The sequence below is a fragment of the Paraburkholderia sp. 2C genome (assembly GCF_054589215.1).
This window is the reverse complement of record NZ_BAAILL010000026.1, coordinates 1-16,322: the sequence shown is the minus strand read 5'-3', so window position 1 is coordinate 16,322 and position 16,322 is coordinate 1. Positions and strand designations below refer to the sequence as shown.

The window sequence follows — 16,322 nt, the reverse complement described above, 5'->3', positions numbered from 1 at the left end:
ACGTTTTATGAGCACGAAGGATACACAGACCAGAACGATCGTTCAATTCAAGTCCGCGGTGTCAACGGACATTCCGTATCGGTCAGCACGGACGGCAGCACATAGCCGCGGAACTGCTCGCGCAGCTTCAGCTTTTGCAGTTTGCCGGTCGCCGTGTGCGGTAATTCGTCGACGAACACGACATCGTCCGGAATCCACCATTTGACGACCTTGTCCGCATAGAACGCGAGCAATTCGTCGCGCGTCAGCGTGGCGTGCGGCCGCCTGACGACCACGAGCAGCGGCCGCTCGGTCCAGTGCGGATGCGCGACGGCGACGCACGCGGCTTCCGCCACGGCCGGATGCGCGACCGCGATGTTCTCGAGGTCGATCGAACTGATCCATTCGCCGCCGGACTTGATCACGTCCTTGCTGCGATCGGTGATATGCATGAAGCCGTCGGCATCGAGCGTCGCGACATCGCCGGTTGGAAACCAGCCGTCGATCAGCGGCGACGTGTCAGCGCCGTAGTAGCGCTCGATCACGCACGGCCCGCGCACATGCAGATCGCCGAACGATACGCCGTCCCACGGCAATTCGCGGCCATCGTCGCCGACGATCTTCATATCGACGTTGAAGAGCGGCCGCCCCTGCTTCTCGCGCAGCGCACGCTGCTCGGCGGCCGGGCGTTGCGCTTCTTCGCCCGTCAGCTTGACGAGCGTGCCGAGCGGCGACATCTCGGTCATGCCCCAGGCGTGAATCACTTCGACGCCGTAGTCGTCCTCGAACGCGCGCAGCATCGCGGGCGGGCACGCGGAGCCGCCGATCACCGTCCGTTCGAGCGTCGAAAAACGCGCGCCGGTTTCCTTCATATGCGCCAGCAGGCCGAGCCAGACGGTCGGCACGCCGGCCGAGTACGTCACCCGTTCCGCTTCCATCAACTCGTAGAGCGACCGTCCGTCGAGATCCTTGCCGGGAAACACGAGCTTCGAGCCCGACAGCGGGCCCGCGTGCGGCAGGCCCCAGGCGTTCACATGGAACATCGGCACGACCGGCATCACGACGTCGCGCGCCGACAAGGCCATCGCATTGGGCAGCGCCGCGTTGTACGCATGCAGCACCGTCGATCGATGCGAGTACAGCGCGCCTTTCGGATGACCGGTCGTGCCGGACGTATAGCAAAGGTACGACGCGCTGCGCTCGTCGATAAGCGGCCATTCGTACACGCCGTCGTGCGGCGCGATCAGCGCTTCATAGCTCGTTACATAGCCCGCTGCATCGCCCGCTGCATCGCTCGTCACATCGCTTGACGCGCGCGTACGCATGTCGGGCAGATGCGCGTCGTCGGTGAGCGCGATCCAGCCGCGCACGTGCGGACATTGCGGCGCGAGCGCGTCGACCAGCGGCGCGAACGTGATGTCGAACAGCACGTAGCAATCCCGCGCATCGTTGATGATAAACGCGATCTGATCGGGAAAAAGCCGCGGATTGATCGTATGGCAGACGGCGCCCATGCCCGTCGTGCCGTAATACGTTTCGAGGTGCCGGTAGCCGTTCCAGGCGAGCGTGGCGATCCGCTCGCCCGGCTGCACGTCGAGCGCGATCAGCGCCTGTGCGAGCTGTTTCGCGCGCCGCTCGCAGTCGCGCCAGGTATAACGATGCAGATCGCCTTCGATACGCCGCGACACGATTTCGACCGAGCCATAGAACCGCGCCGCGTGTCTTAGCAGCGCGGACACGGTCAGCGGCACATCCATCATCTGACCTTGCAGCGACGGCGTCATGGGTAGGGTCCCCGTCCTGGTGCGTTGCTTTGATGATCGTCACTTCGCGAAAGCCGCAGTTTTTATTCCCGTGCCAAGGTATGGCCTATGCGAAGCAAATACGCGGCCAGCAGCGCCAGACACGCGGATTTACAATATCGGCTATTAAAGAGGCACTCAATATGACGTTTTCACCAGGCACCGCAGCACTTCCCGAAGCCGCCGCGTCGGGTCCGCTCGATACAGTCACGGCGGCGATCGCCAGCCAGCGCGACGGCGCGTTCGCCGGGCTCGGCCCGGCGTTCGTGACCCGCTTGCCCGCCGCGCTGCTGCCCGCGCCGTACGGGGTCGGCTTTTCAGCGGAATGCGCGGCGCTGCTCGGCTTTCCCGCCTCGCTCGCAAGCGAGCCCGGCTTCGCCGAATTCTTCTCGGGCAACACCACGCGCGCATGGCCCGCGGCCGCGTTGCCGTATGCCTCGGTCTACTCCGGCCATCAGTTCGGCGTCTGGGCCGGCCAGCTCGGCGACGGCCGTGCGCTCGGCCTCGGCGAAGTCGAACACGCCGGCAAGCGCTTCGAATTACAGCTGAAAGGCGGCGGCCGCACGCCGTATTCGCGCATGGGCGACGGCCGCGCGGTATTGCGCTCGTCGATCCGCGAATTTCTGTGCTCCGAGGCCATGCATCACCTCGGCATCGCGACGACGCGCGCGCTGTGCGTGACCGGCTCCGACCAGCCCGTGCGGCGCGAGGAAATGGAAACCGCGGCTGTCGTGACGCGCGTGTCGCCGAGCTTCGTGCGCTTCGGCCATTTCGAGCACTTCTATTCAAACGACCGCATCGATGCGCTGACCGCCCTCGCCGACCATGTGATCGAACGCTTCTACCCGGCCTGCAAGGAAGCCGACGACCCGTATCTGGCGCTGCTCGACGAAGCGGTGCGCTCGACCGCGGACATGATCGTGCAATGGCAGGCGGTCGGCTTCTGCCACGGCGTGATGAACACCGACAACATGTCGATCCTCGGCCTCACGATCGACTATGGCCCGTTCGGTTTTATCGACGGCTTCGACGCCAATCACATCTGCAATCACTCGGACTCGCAAGGCCGCTATGCGTACCGGATGCAGCCGCAGATCGCGTACTGGAATCTGTTCTGTCTCGCGCAGGCGCTGCTGCCGCTGTTCGGCGCACGGTATGAAGAAAGCCGGCGCGGCGAGCGTTCCGTCGAAGACGCGCAGCGCGTGCTCGAAGGCTTCAAGACACGTTTTGCGCCGGCCCTCGAGGCCCGCATGCGCGACAAGCTCGGCCTCGAAACCGCGCGTGACGGCGACGACGCGCTCGCCAACAAACTGTTCGAGATCATGCATGCGAACCGCGCGGACTTCACGCTGACGTTCCGCCATCTCGCGCGGATGTCGAAACACGGCGCAAGCGGCGATGCGTTTGCGCGCGACCTCTTTCTCGACCGCGCCGCCTTCGATGCATGGGCGAACGACTATCGCGCGCGGCTGTCACACGAAGCACGCGACGACACATCGCGCGCGCTTGCAATGAACCGCGTGAACCCCAAATTCGTGCTTCGCAATCACCTTGCGGAAACGGCGATCCGCCTCGCGAAGGAAAAAGATTTTTCCGAAGTCGAACGGCTTGCGGCGGTGCTGCGCCGGCCTTTCGACGAACAGCCCGAGCATGCTGCGTATGCGGCGTTGCCGCCCGATTGGGCGGGTTCGCTCGAAGTCAGCTGTTCGTCGTAAGCGGCTACGGCTTCATAGTCCGCCTTATTGCCCGACCCGCATTCTCCTCAGGACCCGACCATGAACGCAGACGATCTGAACCACCCCGCGAAGACCTCCGCCGAAACCGACGAATACCCTGTACAGAAAGACGACGCCGAGTGGCGCAAGCAGTTGTCCGAGACCGAGTACCAGGTGACGCGCCACGCGGCGACCGAGCGTCCGTTCACGGGCCGCTACTGGGACCACTGGGATCGCGGCATCTACGATTGCGTCGCGTGCGGCACGCCGCTTTTCGAATCCGATACGAAGTTCGACGCGGGCTGCGGCTGGCCCAGCTACTTCAAGCCGCTCAACGGCGAAGTGATCGAGGAACGCACCGACCGCTCGCACGGCATGCTGCGCATCGAAGTGCGCTGCAAGAACTGCGGCTCGCATCTGGGCCATGTGTTCGAGGACGGTCCGGCGCCGACCGGCCTGCGCTACTGCATCAATTCGGCTGCGTTACAATTCGACCCCAAGTAAGCCGGCCCGTACGGCGTCGGCGAAAGTCCGGGCTCAGGCCGCCCGTTCCGCAACCCGCGTGGCGATGCGCGCACAATGTGCGCTTCGCCAGCGGATTCCTCCGACCTGATAATGAAATTCCTGTTCGATCTGTTCCCGATCATCCTGTTTTTTGTCGCATTCAAGGTCTGGGGCATTTTCACCGCGACCGCGGTGGCGATCGGCGCGACGCTCGTGCAGATTGCGTGGGTGGCGTTCCGCCATCGCAAGGTCGATCCGATGCTGTGGATCAGCCTGGGCGTGGTCACCGTATTCGGCGGCGCCACGCTCGTGCTGCACAACGACACCTTCATCAAATGGAAGCCCACGGTTCTTTACTGGGCATTTTCGGTCGTGCTGATCGTCTCGCAGTTCGCGTTCAGCAAGAACCTGATCGAAGCGATGATGGGCAAACAGATTACGCTGCCGCACCGGATCTGGGGGCATCTCAACATTGTCTGGGCCGTGTTCTTCGTGCTGCTCGGTATACTGAACCTGTTCGTCGCGTACAACTTCTCGACCGACACGTGGGTCAACTTCAAGCTGTTCGGCGCGACCGGCTGCCTGATCGTGTTTATCGTCGGGCAGAGCTTGTGGCTCGCGAAGTATATGAAAGAAGAGTGACGCCATGAGCGCAGACGCATTCCTGAACGCCACGCCGGCCGAACGCATCGCATTGATCGAAGCGCGGCTCGCGGCCGCGCTCGCCCCCGTCGAATCGATCGCCGTGCGCGACGACAGCGCACAGCACGCGGGACACGCCGGAGCCGCCTCGGGCGGCCATTACAGCGTGACGATCGTGGCCGCCGCGTTCGCGGGCAAACCGCGCGTCGCGCGTCATCGCCTGGTGTATGATGCGCTGGCCGATGCCATGCAGCGCGGCATTCACGCACTCGCAATCACGGCTTACACGCCGCAAGAATTCAGGCAGCTGCCGCATTAGTCCCTGCGTATTAGCCCGCGTTGCTTCGTGAGCCCGGCGCGTTGCCTGATGAGCCCGGCGCGTTGCCTCGTGCGTGGTTCCGCGTATCGCTCTGGCTAGTACCTTCGAAGTCACGCTGATCGGCCGCCGCTATTCACCCACGTTACGTTAGCCCCCGTTAGTCCGCTCCATTAGGAACTTCCGATGACCTTGAAAAACACCCGCTACTGGGTCTTGCTGGCCGCGTGCGCGGCGGCTCCCGCGTTTGCACAGAACATCGCCGTCGTGAACGGCACGCCGATTCCGAAATCCCGTGCCGATGCGCTCGTTCAACAACTCGTGGCACAAGGTCAGCAGGATTCGCCGCATCTCGAGCAGGCGGTGCGCGAGGAACTCATCAATCGCGAGATCCTGATGCAGGAAGCAGCACGCCGCGGCTTGCCCTCGCGTCCCGACGTCAAGGCCCAGGTCGCGGTCGCGCAGCAGACGGTCGTGCTGCGCGCGCTGATCGAAGACGTCGTGAAGAGCAACCAGCCGAGCGACGCCGAGGTCAAGGCGAAGTACGACGAACTCGTCAAGGAAGCGGGCGGCGGCAAGGAATATCACCTGCATCACATCCTCGTCGAGAGCGAGCAGCAGGCGAAGGACCTGATCGCGAAGATCAAGGGCGGCGCGAGCTTCGAAGACCTCGCGAAGCAATACTCGAAGGATCCGGGCTCGGCCAAGAACGGCGGCGACCTCGACTGGTCCGATCCGAAGGCCTACGTGCCCGAGTTCGCGACGGCGGCCGAGAAGCTGCAGAAAGGCCAGATGACCGATACCCCGGTGCACACGCAGTTCGGCTGGCACATTATCCGCGTCGACGACGTGCGCGAAACTCCGCCGCCGCCGCTCGAACAGGTCAAGCCGCAGATCGTCCAGCAGATGCAGCAGGAAAAGCTGCAGGCGTTCGAAGAGAACCTGCGCAAGAACGCGAAGATCCAGTAAGCGCGCGCGCTTTCCCAAGCGCGGCGGCGTTTTCAGCCGTTTCCTGATCACCCCATGCTTTCCCGAGCATGGGGTTTTTGCTTTATGGGCGTGCCGGTCGCTCGATCCTTACGTTTTTCAAACAAATCCAGACAATTTTCTAAAGCCGGTCAACCAGGCGGCCGTTATACCCGTTTGCAGTCTTTACTCACTATTTGCACAACGGTACGGGTAAAGAGCCGCACCACACAACGCTTGATGGCCTATGCCGCAGTCGGCTCGCGCCCTCGATCATAAAAACGATGTAAAGGATTCGCCGCGCGCCGCGGAAATCATGCCTCGAAATTCGGGTGTTCGAGGGTGCGGCGCAGCAACGCGGATCCCCATGCTCTGAACACATGCATGACACTGACTTATCCAGCCTCGAACGCGTTCTCGCACGCGTAAGGCGCCTGCCTGGCGCGCAGTATTGGCGCCAATGTCTCGTTCCCGCCATCGCGCTCGGCGTCTGCGCGCTTCTGCTGGTCGTCTTCCAGCATCTGTCGCAAACGGTCGACTACCGTTCGGTCGTGGTCCAGCTCTGTCATCTGTCTGCAACCGAATGGGCCGGTGCGCTCGGGGCCACTGCGGCAAGCTACGTGGCGCTCGTCGGGCGCGATGCCGTGGGGCTGCGCTACGTCGGCGCAAGCGTGCCGCGCGCGCCGCTGTGGGTCGGCGCGACGGTCGGCTCGGCGCTCGGCAACGCCACGGGCTTCGGCGCGCTGACGGGCGGCGCGGTGCGCTGCCGGGTGTACGGCGTCGCCGGCGTCACGCCCGTGCAGGTCGGCCAGATGACGGTATTCACGAGCGTCACGCTGGCGCTCGCCCTCGCGCTGATGACGGCGGCCGGCATGGTCGCCGATGCGCCGACGCTTGCCGGCATGACCCACCTCGCGCCCGGCATGCTGCGCATGATCGGCGGCGCCCTGCTCGCCGGCTTCGCGGCCCTGATGCTGGCTTGCCGTCCGGCGCCGCGTCGCGTGCAGTTGTCGACGCGCATCGCGCTTGCATTCACCGTGCCGGCACGCCGCGATCTGGTCGCGGAACTGGCGCTCGCGGTTGTCGACGTCGTGGCGGCCGGCCTCGCGCTCTGGACGCTCCTGCCGCATGCAGGCGCGCACGTCGGCTTCGTCCAGTTCGTGACGGTCTATGCGGCCGCGCTGCTGCTCGGCATGATCGGGCATACGCCGGGCGGCGTCGGCGTGTTCGAAGCGGCGATGGTGTATGCGTTGGGCTCGAGCGTGCCGACGCCGCATATGCTCGCCGCACTGCTCGCCTATCGCGCGATCTATTTCGGCGTGCCGCTCGTGCTGTCCGCGGGCGTGCTCGCGGTTTTCGAAGGCCACGCGCAGAAAAAGGCGCTCGCGTCGGAGCTCGCGCAGCGCGGCGCGCAAAGCGTGTCGCAGCTCGCGCCGCTCTTCCTGGCGATCTGCACGTTCGTGGTCGGCAGCATGCTCGTCATTTCCGGCGCGACGCCGGCGTTCTCGAAGCGCATTGCGATTCTTCAGACGGTGTTGCCGCTGTGGGTGCTCGAGAGCTCGCAGATGCTCGCGAGCCTGTTCGGCGTGCTGCTGCTGTTCGTCGCGCGTGGGCTTCTGCGACGGCTCGATGCCGCCTGGTGGCTGGCGCTGATCGTCGCGGCGCTGAACCTCGCGCTGTCGCTGGCGAAAGGGCTCGCGTTCGTCGAAACGGGCGTGCTGTGCGTGCTGATCACGCTGCTGCTCGCGACGCGCCCGCGCTTTGACCGCCATTCGTCGCTGTTCACCGAGCGCTTTACGCCGGGATGGCTCGCTTCGGTCGGTATCGTGATCGCGCTGGCGGTGTGGGTGCTGTTCTTCGCGTTTCGCGACGTCGAGTACTCGCGGCACCTGTGGTGGCAATTCGCCTTCGACGAGCGCGCGCCGCGCGCGCTGCGCGCGACGCTCGCCGCAGGCCTGTTTGCAGCGGCGCTCGCGTGCTGGCAGTTGCTGCGGCCGGCCGCCGGCCGCTTCGAAAAGCCCGCCGAAGAAGACCTGATCGAAGCAGCCGGCGTCGTGCGCGCGCAGGAGCGCAGCGACGCGGTGCTCGCGATGATGGGCGACAAGAGTTTCCTCTTTTCCGAGTCGCGCAACGCCTTTCTGATGTACGCGAAACGCGGGCGCACGTGGGCCGCGCTGCACGATCCGGTCGGGCCGCGCAGCGAATGGCCCGCGCTGATCCAGCGTTTCGTTGCGCTCGCGCATGCGCACGGCGGCCGCGCGGCGTTCTATCAGGTCCGCGCCGACGCGTTGCCGCTCTATCTCGACGCGGGGCTCACGCTGATGAAACTCGGCGAAGAAGCGCATATCGCGCTGCCGGCGTTCGAACTCGCCGGCTCGCACCGCGCGCATCTGCGTTACGCGCTCAAGCGCGGCGAGCGCGACGGCTTTTCGATCGACGTGATCGAGCCGACTTGCGTGCCCGATGCGTTGCCCGTTCTGCGCGAAATATCGGATGCATGGCTCGCGAACCGCGTCGCGCGCGAGAAGAGCTTTTCGGTGGCGGCTTTCACGGCCGGTTATCTCGCCGCGCAGTCGGTCATGCTATTGCGCCAGCGCGGCGAGCCGCTTGCCTTCGTCACGTTCATGACCACGGACCTCAATACCGAAGCGACGGTTGGCGTCATGCGCCATCTGCCCGGCGCTTCGCCTTATGCAATGGAATATCTGTTCACGCAGCTCGCGCTGCATCTGAAAAACGCAGGCTTCCGCTCGCTGAGTCTCGGCGTCGCGCCGCTGTCGGGCATGCGGCCGACGCCGCTCGCGTCGCCGTTGCATCGCGGCGCGGCGCTCGCATGGCGCTTCGGCGGCTGGTTCTACAACTTCCGCGGGCTGCGCAGTTTCAAGGACAAGTTCCAGCCGCGCTGGGAGCCGCGCTATCTCGCGGCGTCGGGGTCGATGAGCGTGTTTTTGACGCTCGCGGATCTGTCGCGGCTGGCGGGAGGCGCAAGGTCATGAGGGGTATGCGGTTGAAGGACGGGACGTTGAAACCGGTTGCGCATGCCGCTTGCGCAGCGCTTGCCGCATCGATCGCGTTGGCGCCGGTCGGGCCGCTGGTGTCCGCCGCGCACGCCGACACGGTCACGACCGTCGCGGGCGGCCGTTATGGCGACGTCACCGTGACGAAGCCGGCCGGCGAAATGCGCGGCTTTGTCGTGCTGTTTTCGGAAGCCGGCGGCTGGGCGGCGTCCGATCAGCAGGCAGCCGATGCGCTTGCGCGTAACGGCGCATTTGTCGTCGGCGTCGATACGGCGCGCTACGCGACAAAGCTTGCCGCCGGGAAACAGGAAAACTGCCATAACCTCTATAGCGATGCGGAAGAAATCGGACATCAGCTCGAACGCCAGGTGCAGTCGAGCCGCTATTTCTCGCCGATCATGGCAGGCACCGGCGAAGGGGCGCTGCTCGCCGAGCGTACGCTCGCGCAGGCTCCGGCCAATACGATTGCGGGTGCGGTGTCGCTCGACGCCAACGGCGCGCTCGACAAGCGCTTCGCGCCCTGTCCGGCTGATCCGACCTTGAGCCGTGGCACGGGGCTGCCCGGCTTTCTGGCGCAAGGGGTAACGAGCGCCGATCGCAGCAGCAATAGCAGCGGTGCCGACGCATCGACGTCGGGTTCCGCCGCCGCCGCGCAGCCGAATAATGCCCGCTCCACACGTCGCATGTTCGCGCCGGGCATGACGAAGGCATCGCGTCTTGCCGCGCTGACCGAACCGTACCTGCGCGTCGACACGGCGCACGAAGAGGACGTGTCGGACCTGCCGCTGATCGAACTGCCCGCCGCGCATCCGACCGGCATGCTCGCCGTCGTGATGTCGGGCGATGGCGGCTGGCGCGATCTCGACAAGACGATTGCCGAATCGCTGCAGCGGCAAGGCGTGTCGGTAATCGGCTGGGATTCGCTGCGCTACTTCTGGAGCGAAAAGACGCCCGCGCAGACGAGTCACGATCTTGCCCGCGTTCTGAAGACCTATGGCGCGCGCTGGCACACGAACCAGATTGCGCTCGTCGGTTATTCGTTCGGGGCGGACGTGATGCCGTTCGCCTATAACCGGCTGCCTGACGCGTTGCGCGCAAAGGTGTCGTTTGTGTCGCTGCTCGGCTTTGCGCCCGATGCCGATTTTCAGATTCGCGTGACCGGGTGGCTCGGCATGCCGGCGAGCGGCAACGCACTGCCGGTCAAGCCCGAACTGGCGAAGATGCCGCCGGCGATTATCCAGTGCGTGTACGGCGAGGGAGAGACCGATACGTTATGTCCGTCGCTATCGAAGACGGGTATCGAACTCGTGCGTACGCAAGGGGATCATCATTTTGGCGGACGCTATGATGAACTGGCGAAGCACATCGTGGAGAGCTGGAAGAAGCAGATTGCGGCGCGCGGCTAGCGGCTAGCCGCGCCCGCTAGCGCTGCACGGGCAGTGGCACGTTACTCGCACCGGCAGTGCGCGCCGCGAGTAACGTGCGGCCCGCCCGGCGGCAAAGCACACCCGGTAAGCGGGCACGCCCGGATTAGCTCCGCGCGCGCCATCACTCGCGTTACCCCAACCACTTCCGCGCGTTCTGGAACACGCGCATCCACGGGCTGCCGTCCGTGTTCGCCGCGGCCCATTGGCCAGGCGCCCAGCTCATTTGCACGGTCCGATGCACGCGCTCCGTGTGCGGCATCAGCACCGTGAAGCGGCCATCGGGCGTCGTCACCGACGTGATGCCGTTCGGCGACCCATTGGGATTGAACGGATACTGCTGCGTCGGCTGACCGCGATGGTCGACGAAGCGCATCGCCACCGCGACACGCGATGCGTCGCCCTGTTGGGAAAAGTCCGCAAAGCCTTCACCGTGCGCGACCGCCACCGGAATGCGCGAGCCCTCCATGCCGGCGAAGAAAATCGACGGCGACACCTGCACTTCGACGAGCGAGGTCCGCGCTTCGAATTTTTCGGACTTGTTGCGCGTGAACTTCGGCCACGCCTCGGCGCCCGGGATCATCGAGGCGAGGCTGCTCATCATCTGGCAGCCGTTGCAGATGCCAAGCGCGAACGTATCCTGGCGGGCGAAAAACGCGGCAAACATATCGGCCAGTTGCGCATTGAAGCGGATGGTCTTGGCCCAGCCCTCGCCTGCGCCGAGCACGTCGCCGTACGAGAAGCCGCCGCAAGCCACCGCGCCCGCGAAGTCCGCGAGCGAGGCCCGGCCCGCGAGCAGATCGCTCATATGCACGTCGTGCGCGTCGAAACCCGCGCGGTCGAATGCATACGCGGTTTCGAGGTGCGAGTTGACGCCCTGCTCGCGCAGGATCGCCACACGCGGCCGCGCGCCTTTACCGATATATGGCGCGGCCACGTCTTCCGCATGGTCGAAGCTCAGTTGCGGCGCGAGGCCCGGATCGGCTGCGTCGAGCAAGGCGTCGTATTCGGCGTCGGCGCACGCGGGGTTATCGCGCAGACGCGAAATGCGCCAGCTCACTTCGCTCCATGCGCGCTGCAATTCGACGCGCGGCGCTTCGTAGATCTTCTTCGCGTCGCGATAGATTTCGATCGTGTCGTTTCCGTTCGGCTTGCCGATCACGTGCGCGCATGCGGACAGGCCGTATTCGCGCAGCGTCGCGAGCACCGCATCGCGCTCGTCGGCACGCACCTGCACGACCGCGCCCAATTCTTCGCTGAACAGCGCGCGCAACGTGCGGTCTTCGCGACGGCCGCTCGTCTGTTTCGCCCAGTCTTTCGCGTCGCCGTAGTCGAACTCGTGGTTCGGATCGAGCGTCAGCATATCGACGTTCAGCGACACGCCGAGGTGCCCCGCGAACGCCATTTCACAGACCGTCGCCCACAAGCCGCCGTCCGAGCGGTCGTGGTACGCGAGCAGCTTGCCCTCGCCGTTCAGCGCCTGGATCGCTTCGAAGAAATGCTTGAGGTCGTCCGCGCTGTCGACATCGGGCACCGTATCGCCGACCTGCTGCGTGACCTGAGCGAGAATGCTGCCGCCCATGCGGTTCTTGCCGCGGCCGAGGTCGATCGCGATCAGTACCGTGTCGAGCGCGTGGCCGGCGTCGTCGGTGCGGCGCAGTTGCGGCGTCAGATGCTTGCGCACATCGTCGACCGGTGCGAACGCCGAGATGATCAGCGACACCGGCGCGACCACTTCCTTCGCCACGCCGTTCTCGTCCCACTTCGTACGCATCGACAGCGAATCCTTGCCGACCGGAATGCCGATGCCGAGCGCCGGGCACAGTTCCATGCCGATCGCCTTCACCGTGTCGTACAGCGCCGCGTCTTCGCCGGGGCTGCCGCAGGCGGCCATCCAGTTCGCCGACAGCTTCAGCCTGTCGAGCGATGCGATCGGCGCGGCTGCGATATTCGTCACCGCTTCGCCGACCGCCATGCGGCCCGACGCCGGCGCATCGATCACGGCGAGCGGCGTGCGCTCGGCCATCGTCATCGCTTCGCCGTGGAAGCCCGCGTAGTCCATCGTCGTGATCGCGCAGTCGGCCACCGGCACCTGCCACGGCCCGACCATCTGGTCGCGCACGGTCGCGCCGCCGACCGAACGGTCGCCGATCGTGATCAGAAACGATTTGCTGCCGACCGTCGGATGACGCAGCACGCTCGCCGCGACGTCGTTCAGCGACACATGCGTGAGGTCCACCGCCGGCAGCGCGGCCGATTCGCGCCTGACGTCGCGATGCATGCGCGGCGCCTTGCCGAGCAGCACTTCCATCGGCATATCGACGGGCTCGTGCGTCTCGCCGTCGCGCGCTCGAGCGTCGCTGTCGGTCAGCTTCAGCTGGCGTTCCGCGCTTGCCGTGCCGACCACCGCGAACGGGCAACGCTCGCGCTCGCAAATCGCTTCGAACTGCGCCAGATCGGCCGGCGCAATCGCGAGAACATAGCGCTCCTGCGCTTCGTTCGACCAGATCTCGCGCGGCGACAAACCGCTCTCTTCGAGCGGCACCTTGCGCAGCTCGAAATGCGCGCCCTTGTCCGCCCCATCGACGAGTTCGGGGAACGCATTCGACAGGCCGCCCGCGCCGACGTCGTGGATACTGAGAATCGGATTGCGCTCGCGCATCTGCCAGCACGCGTTGATCACTTCCTGCGCGCGCCGCTCGATTTCCGGATTGCCGCGCTGGACCGAATCGAAGTCGAGCTCCGCGGTGTTCGTGCCGGTTGCCATCGAGCTCGCCGCGCCGCCGCCCATGCCGATACGCATGCCGGGGCCGCCCAGCTGGATCAGCAGCGACCCTTCGGGCAGATCGTGCTTGTGCGTATGCGCATCGGAGATATTGCCGATGCCGCCCGCGATCATGATCGGCTTGTGGTAGCCGCGCACGCGGCCGGCGACATTTTGCTCGTAGGTACGGAAATAACCGCCGAGGTTCGGGCGGCCGAATTCGTTGTTGAACGCGGCGCCGCCGAGCGGTCCGTCGATCATGATCTGCAGCGGCGAAGCGATGCGGTCCGGACGCCCGTAGGCGCCGTGCTGGTCGGCGCTATTGCGGTGGCCGACCGGCTGCGTGGCGTCGCGCTCGTTTTCCCACGACTCGCGCGCATCGGGCAAATCGAGGTTCGACACCGTGAAGCCGGTGAGACCCGCCTTCGGCCGCGCGCCGCGGCCGGTCGCGCCTTCGTCGCGAATCTCGCCGCCCGCGCCGGTCGCCGCGCCCGGAAACGGCGAGATCGCCGTCGGGTGGTTATGCGTCTCGACCTTCATCAGCGTGTGCGTGAGTTCCACGTGACGCCCGTAGTGTTCCGCGAGCGCACCGTCCGGTTGCGCGGGACGCGGGAACCAGCGCTCAGCCTGCGCGCCCTGCATGATCGCCGAGTTGTCCGAATACGCGACGATCGTGCCCTGCGGATTGAGCTTCTCGGTGTTGCGGATCATCGCGAACAGCGACATATCCTGCGCTTGCCCGTCGATCGTCCATTGCGCGTTGAAGATCTTGTGGCGGCAGTGCTCGCTGTTCGCCTGCGCGAACATCATCAGTTCGACGTCGGTCGGGTTGCGGCCGAGCTTCGTGAAGGCGTCGACGAGATAGTCGATTTCGTCGCCGGCGAGGGCGAGGCCCAGTTCGGCGTTCGCGCGCTCGAGCGCCGCGCGGCCCCCGCCGGCATCGCCGAGGATGTCGACCGTGAGCAGCGGCTTGGCCGGCAGTTCGTCGAACAGATGCATCGCATGGTCGCGCGACGGCGCGACGCTTTCGGTCATGCGGTCGTGCAGCGCGGCGGCGACGGCCTCGCGTGCGCTATCGGACAGCACTTTCCTGCCGCCGAGCAGCCCGCCTTTGAGCACCACCGTGTATTCGACGCCACGCTCGATGCGCCGCACATGCGTCAGGCCGCAGTGGTGCGCGATATCGGTGGCCTTGCTCGCCCACGGCGACACGGTGCCAAACCGCGGCACGACCAGGAAGGTTTCGACCGAGCCCTTGTCGTTGCCCGCTTCGAACGGGTCGCCGTAGTGCATCAGCGCCTCGATCTTCGCGCTGTCTTCGCCCGAAAGCGGCGTTTGCGCATTGACGAAGTGCAGATACTGACCGCGCACGCCGACAATATTCGCGTCGATGCGGGTGAGCGTGTCGAGCAGACGGGTTTGACGGAAATCAGAGAGGGCCGAAGCGCCGGGAAAACACGAGAAGTGGGCCATGGACTTGACGGTGCTTGACTTTACGTCGGGTGGCCCCTTGGGTTGCCGCAAAGCTGCCGATCCTGGTACGTCCTGCTTGGTTCGCGGATCGCGCATCCGAGGCGCCGTCGGGGCGAAGAGAAGTCCAAGATTATAACCCGGAAGGGCGCCCGAATCGGACCTCTGCCGTGCCCGATACACGACCGGTCCGGCTCGCTTACTGACCCGTCATGCATCGCCGCGCTGCGCCGCTCGTGCGACGCCCCCGCTTTGGCTGCTATCATGCGGCCTTTCATCAGACAGGCGCGGCAGCGCAGGCCACCGCGCCGCGTGGGCCATCGGGGTTCCCGCCGGCAATACGAAACACAATATGGATGTCATTGTCATCGGCGGCGGGATCGTGGGCGTCGCCACCGCCTATCAGTTGCGCGCGGCCGGTCACCGGGTCTGCGTGGTCGAGCGGCACGCGACCGTCGCGCAAGGCGCGACCTACGGCCACGGCGGCACCGTGCTGCCCACTTCGCTCGATGTCTGGTTCGGCCCCACCTTCATGCCGCACCGGAAAGACGCGAAGAACGGGATCATCCGCAAGACCGGCTTTAACGGCGCGGCACGCGACTTCGTCAAGCGTCTCGCCGCCTTGCAGGCGCCCGACGCTTTCTCCCGGCAATACACCCGGCTGCGGCCGCTGATCGAATCGGCACGCGACGCGCTTGCCGATATCGAAGCGCGCTTCGGCCTCGACTTCGAGCAGTCGAACGGCCAGCTGTATCTGGTGCGCACGCAGCACGAGTGGGAACAGATCAAGCCCGCGCTCGAACTGCTGCGCCAGTTCGAAGTGCCGCATCACGTGCTGACGCCGAGCGAGTGCGTGGCGCTCGAGCATTCGGTGCCGGCCGATCCGCCGTTCGCGGGCGGCGTGCTGTTTCGCGACGAGCGCACGGCGAACTGCCCGCTCTTCGCCAAGCTCGTCAAGCAGACACTCGATACGCAAGGCGGCGTGCAGTTCCAGTTCGGCCGCGAAGTCACCGCGATTCGGCTCGACAGCCAGCGCGCGGCCGTCGAACTCGCGCCGCGGCCCGGCGACCCCGTCAGTTCGCGCGAAGTCGACGTGATCGGCGCCGATGCGATCGTCGTCGCGGCGGGCGTCGGCAGCTTGCCGCTGCTCGATCGCCTGGGCCTGCAGTTGCCGCTGCATCCGTTGCGGCTGCATAACCTCGTCGCGCCGATCGCGCGCGAGGAATTCGCACCGCATATGACGGTCATCGATGCGGTCAAGCGCATTACGATCACGCGCAGCAATCACCGGTTGCGCATTGCCGGCGGCGCGGTGCTGCAAAGCGCGCGCGAAACCGACAAGCCGCTGGGAGAACCGCTGACCAAAGAAGCGCTCGCGCTGCTCGGCCAGGCGACCCACGACTGGGTGCCGGGCGCCGCGCGCATCTCGCAGGCGCTGCCGTGGGAAGGCATCAAGCTGCTGTCGCCGGACGGCTTGCCGGTGACCGGCAATGCACTGCATCCGCGGCTCTTCGTCAATCTCGGGCATGGGCCGGTCGGCTGGGGGCTCGCGTGCGGGTCGGGCAAGCTGATCGCCGACGCGATCTCGGGCCGTGCGGTCGATTTGCCGCAGGAGACGGTGGCAGCGCTCGCGCCGGAGCGGTTCAGGCACTGAGGCGTGCGGGTCGCTAAGGGGCTTGGGGGCTTGGGGGCTTGGGGGCTTGGGGGCTTGGGGGCTTGGGGG

The 16,322-nt window shown here is 65.8% G+C and carries 10 protein-coding genes; 8 read left to right on the top strand and 2 right to left on the bottom strand.

Annotated features, from left to right (window positions below):
• Positions 1–47 precede the first annotated feature (47 nt).
• On the bottom strand, positions 48–1,763 hold the full coding sequence (locus ACYPXD_RS05965) for a 3-(methylthio)propionyl-CoA ligase (protein ID WP_459708532.1): 1,716 nt from the start codon (positions 1,761–1,763) through the stop codon (positions 48–50).
• Positions 1,764–1,924: 161 nt separating this feature from the next.
• Here ACYPXD_RS05965 and ACYPXD_RS05960 point away from each other — a divergent pair, with 161 nt between their 5' ends.
• The 7 genes from ACYPXD_RS05960 (at position 1,925) to ACYPXD_RS05930 (ending at position 10,347) form a co-directional block, all read left to right on the top strand.
• A complete protein-coding gene (locus tag ACYPXD_RS05960; protein ID WP_459708530.1) occupies positions 1,925–3,496 on the top strand; it encodes a protein adenylyltransferase SelO in 1,572 nt (523 codons plus the stop codon).
• A gap of 60 nt (positions 3,497–3,556) precedes the next feature.
• Positions 3,557–4,000, top strand: coding sequence for a peptide-methionine (R)-S-oxide reductase MsrB (gene msrB, locus ACYPXD_RS05955; RefSeq protein ID WP_459708528.1), 444 nt, complete (start codon positions 3,557–3,559; stop codon positions 3,998–4,000).
• Between the two features lie 111 nt (positions 4,001–4,111).
• Entirely contained in the window at positions 4,112–4,642 is a 531-nt protein-coding gene (locus ACYPXD_RS05950) for a septation protein A (protein WP_459708526.1), read from the top strand.
• A gap of 4 nt (positions 4,643–4,646) precedes the next feature.
• The gene (locus ACYPXD_RS05945) at positions 4,647–4,961 is read left to right on the top strand and encodes a BolA family protein (protein ID WP_459708524.1); all 315 of its coding nucleotides are present in this window, start codon (positions 4,647–4,649) and stop codon (positions 4,959–4,961) included.
• Positions 4,962–5,144: 183 nt separating this feature from the next.
• Positions 5,145–5,927, top strand: a complete 783-nt coding sequence (locus ACYPXD_RS05940) for a peptidylprolyl isomerase (protein ID WP_459708521.1) — start codon at positions 5,145–5,147, stop codon at positions 5,925–5,927.
• A gap of 377 nt (positions 5,928–6,304) precedes the next feature.
• Positions 6,305–8,920, top strand: a complete 2,616-nt coding sequence (gene mprF / locus ACYPXD_RS05935) for a bifunctional lysylphosphatidylglycerol flippase/synthetase MprF (protein WP_459708519.1) — start codon at positions 6,305–6,307, stop codon at positions 8,918–8,920.
• A gap of 5 nt (positions 8,921–8,925) precedes the next feature.
• Complete coding sequence (locus ACYPXD_RS05930) at positions 8,926–10,347, top strand: virulence factor family protein (protein WP_459708517.1); 1,422 nt, start codon at positions 8,926–8,928, stop codon at positions 10,345–10,347.
• 151 nt (positions 10,348–10,498) lie between these two features.
• On the opposite strand, the gene purL is transcribed toward ACYPXD_RS05930, so the two are convergent.
• Positions 10,499–14,602, bottom strand: a complete 4,104-nt coding sequence (gene purL / locus ACYPXD_RS05925; RefSeq protein ID WP_459708515.1) for a phosphoribosylformylglycinamidine synthase — start codon at positions 14,600–14,602, stop codon at positions 10,499–10,501.
• Between the two features lie 349 nt (positions 14,603–14,951).
• Here purL and ACYPXD_RS05920 point away from each other — a divergent pair, with 349 nt between their 5' ends.
• On the top strand, positions 14,952–16,253 hold the full coding sequence (locus ACYPXD_RS05920) for an FAD-dependent oxidoreductase (protein WP_459708513.1): 1,302 nt from the start codon (positions 14,952–14,954) through the stop codon (positions 16,251–16,253).
• The last annotated feature ends 69 nt before the right edge of the window (positions 16,254–16,322 follow it).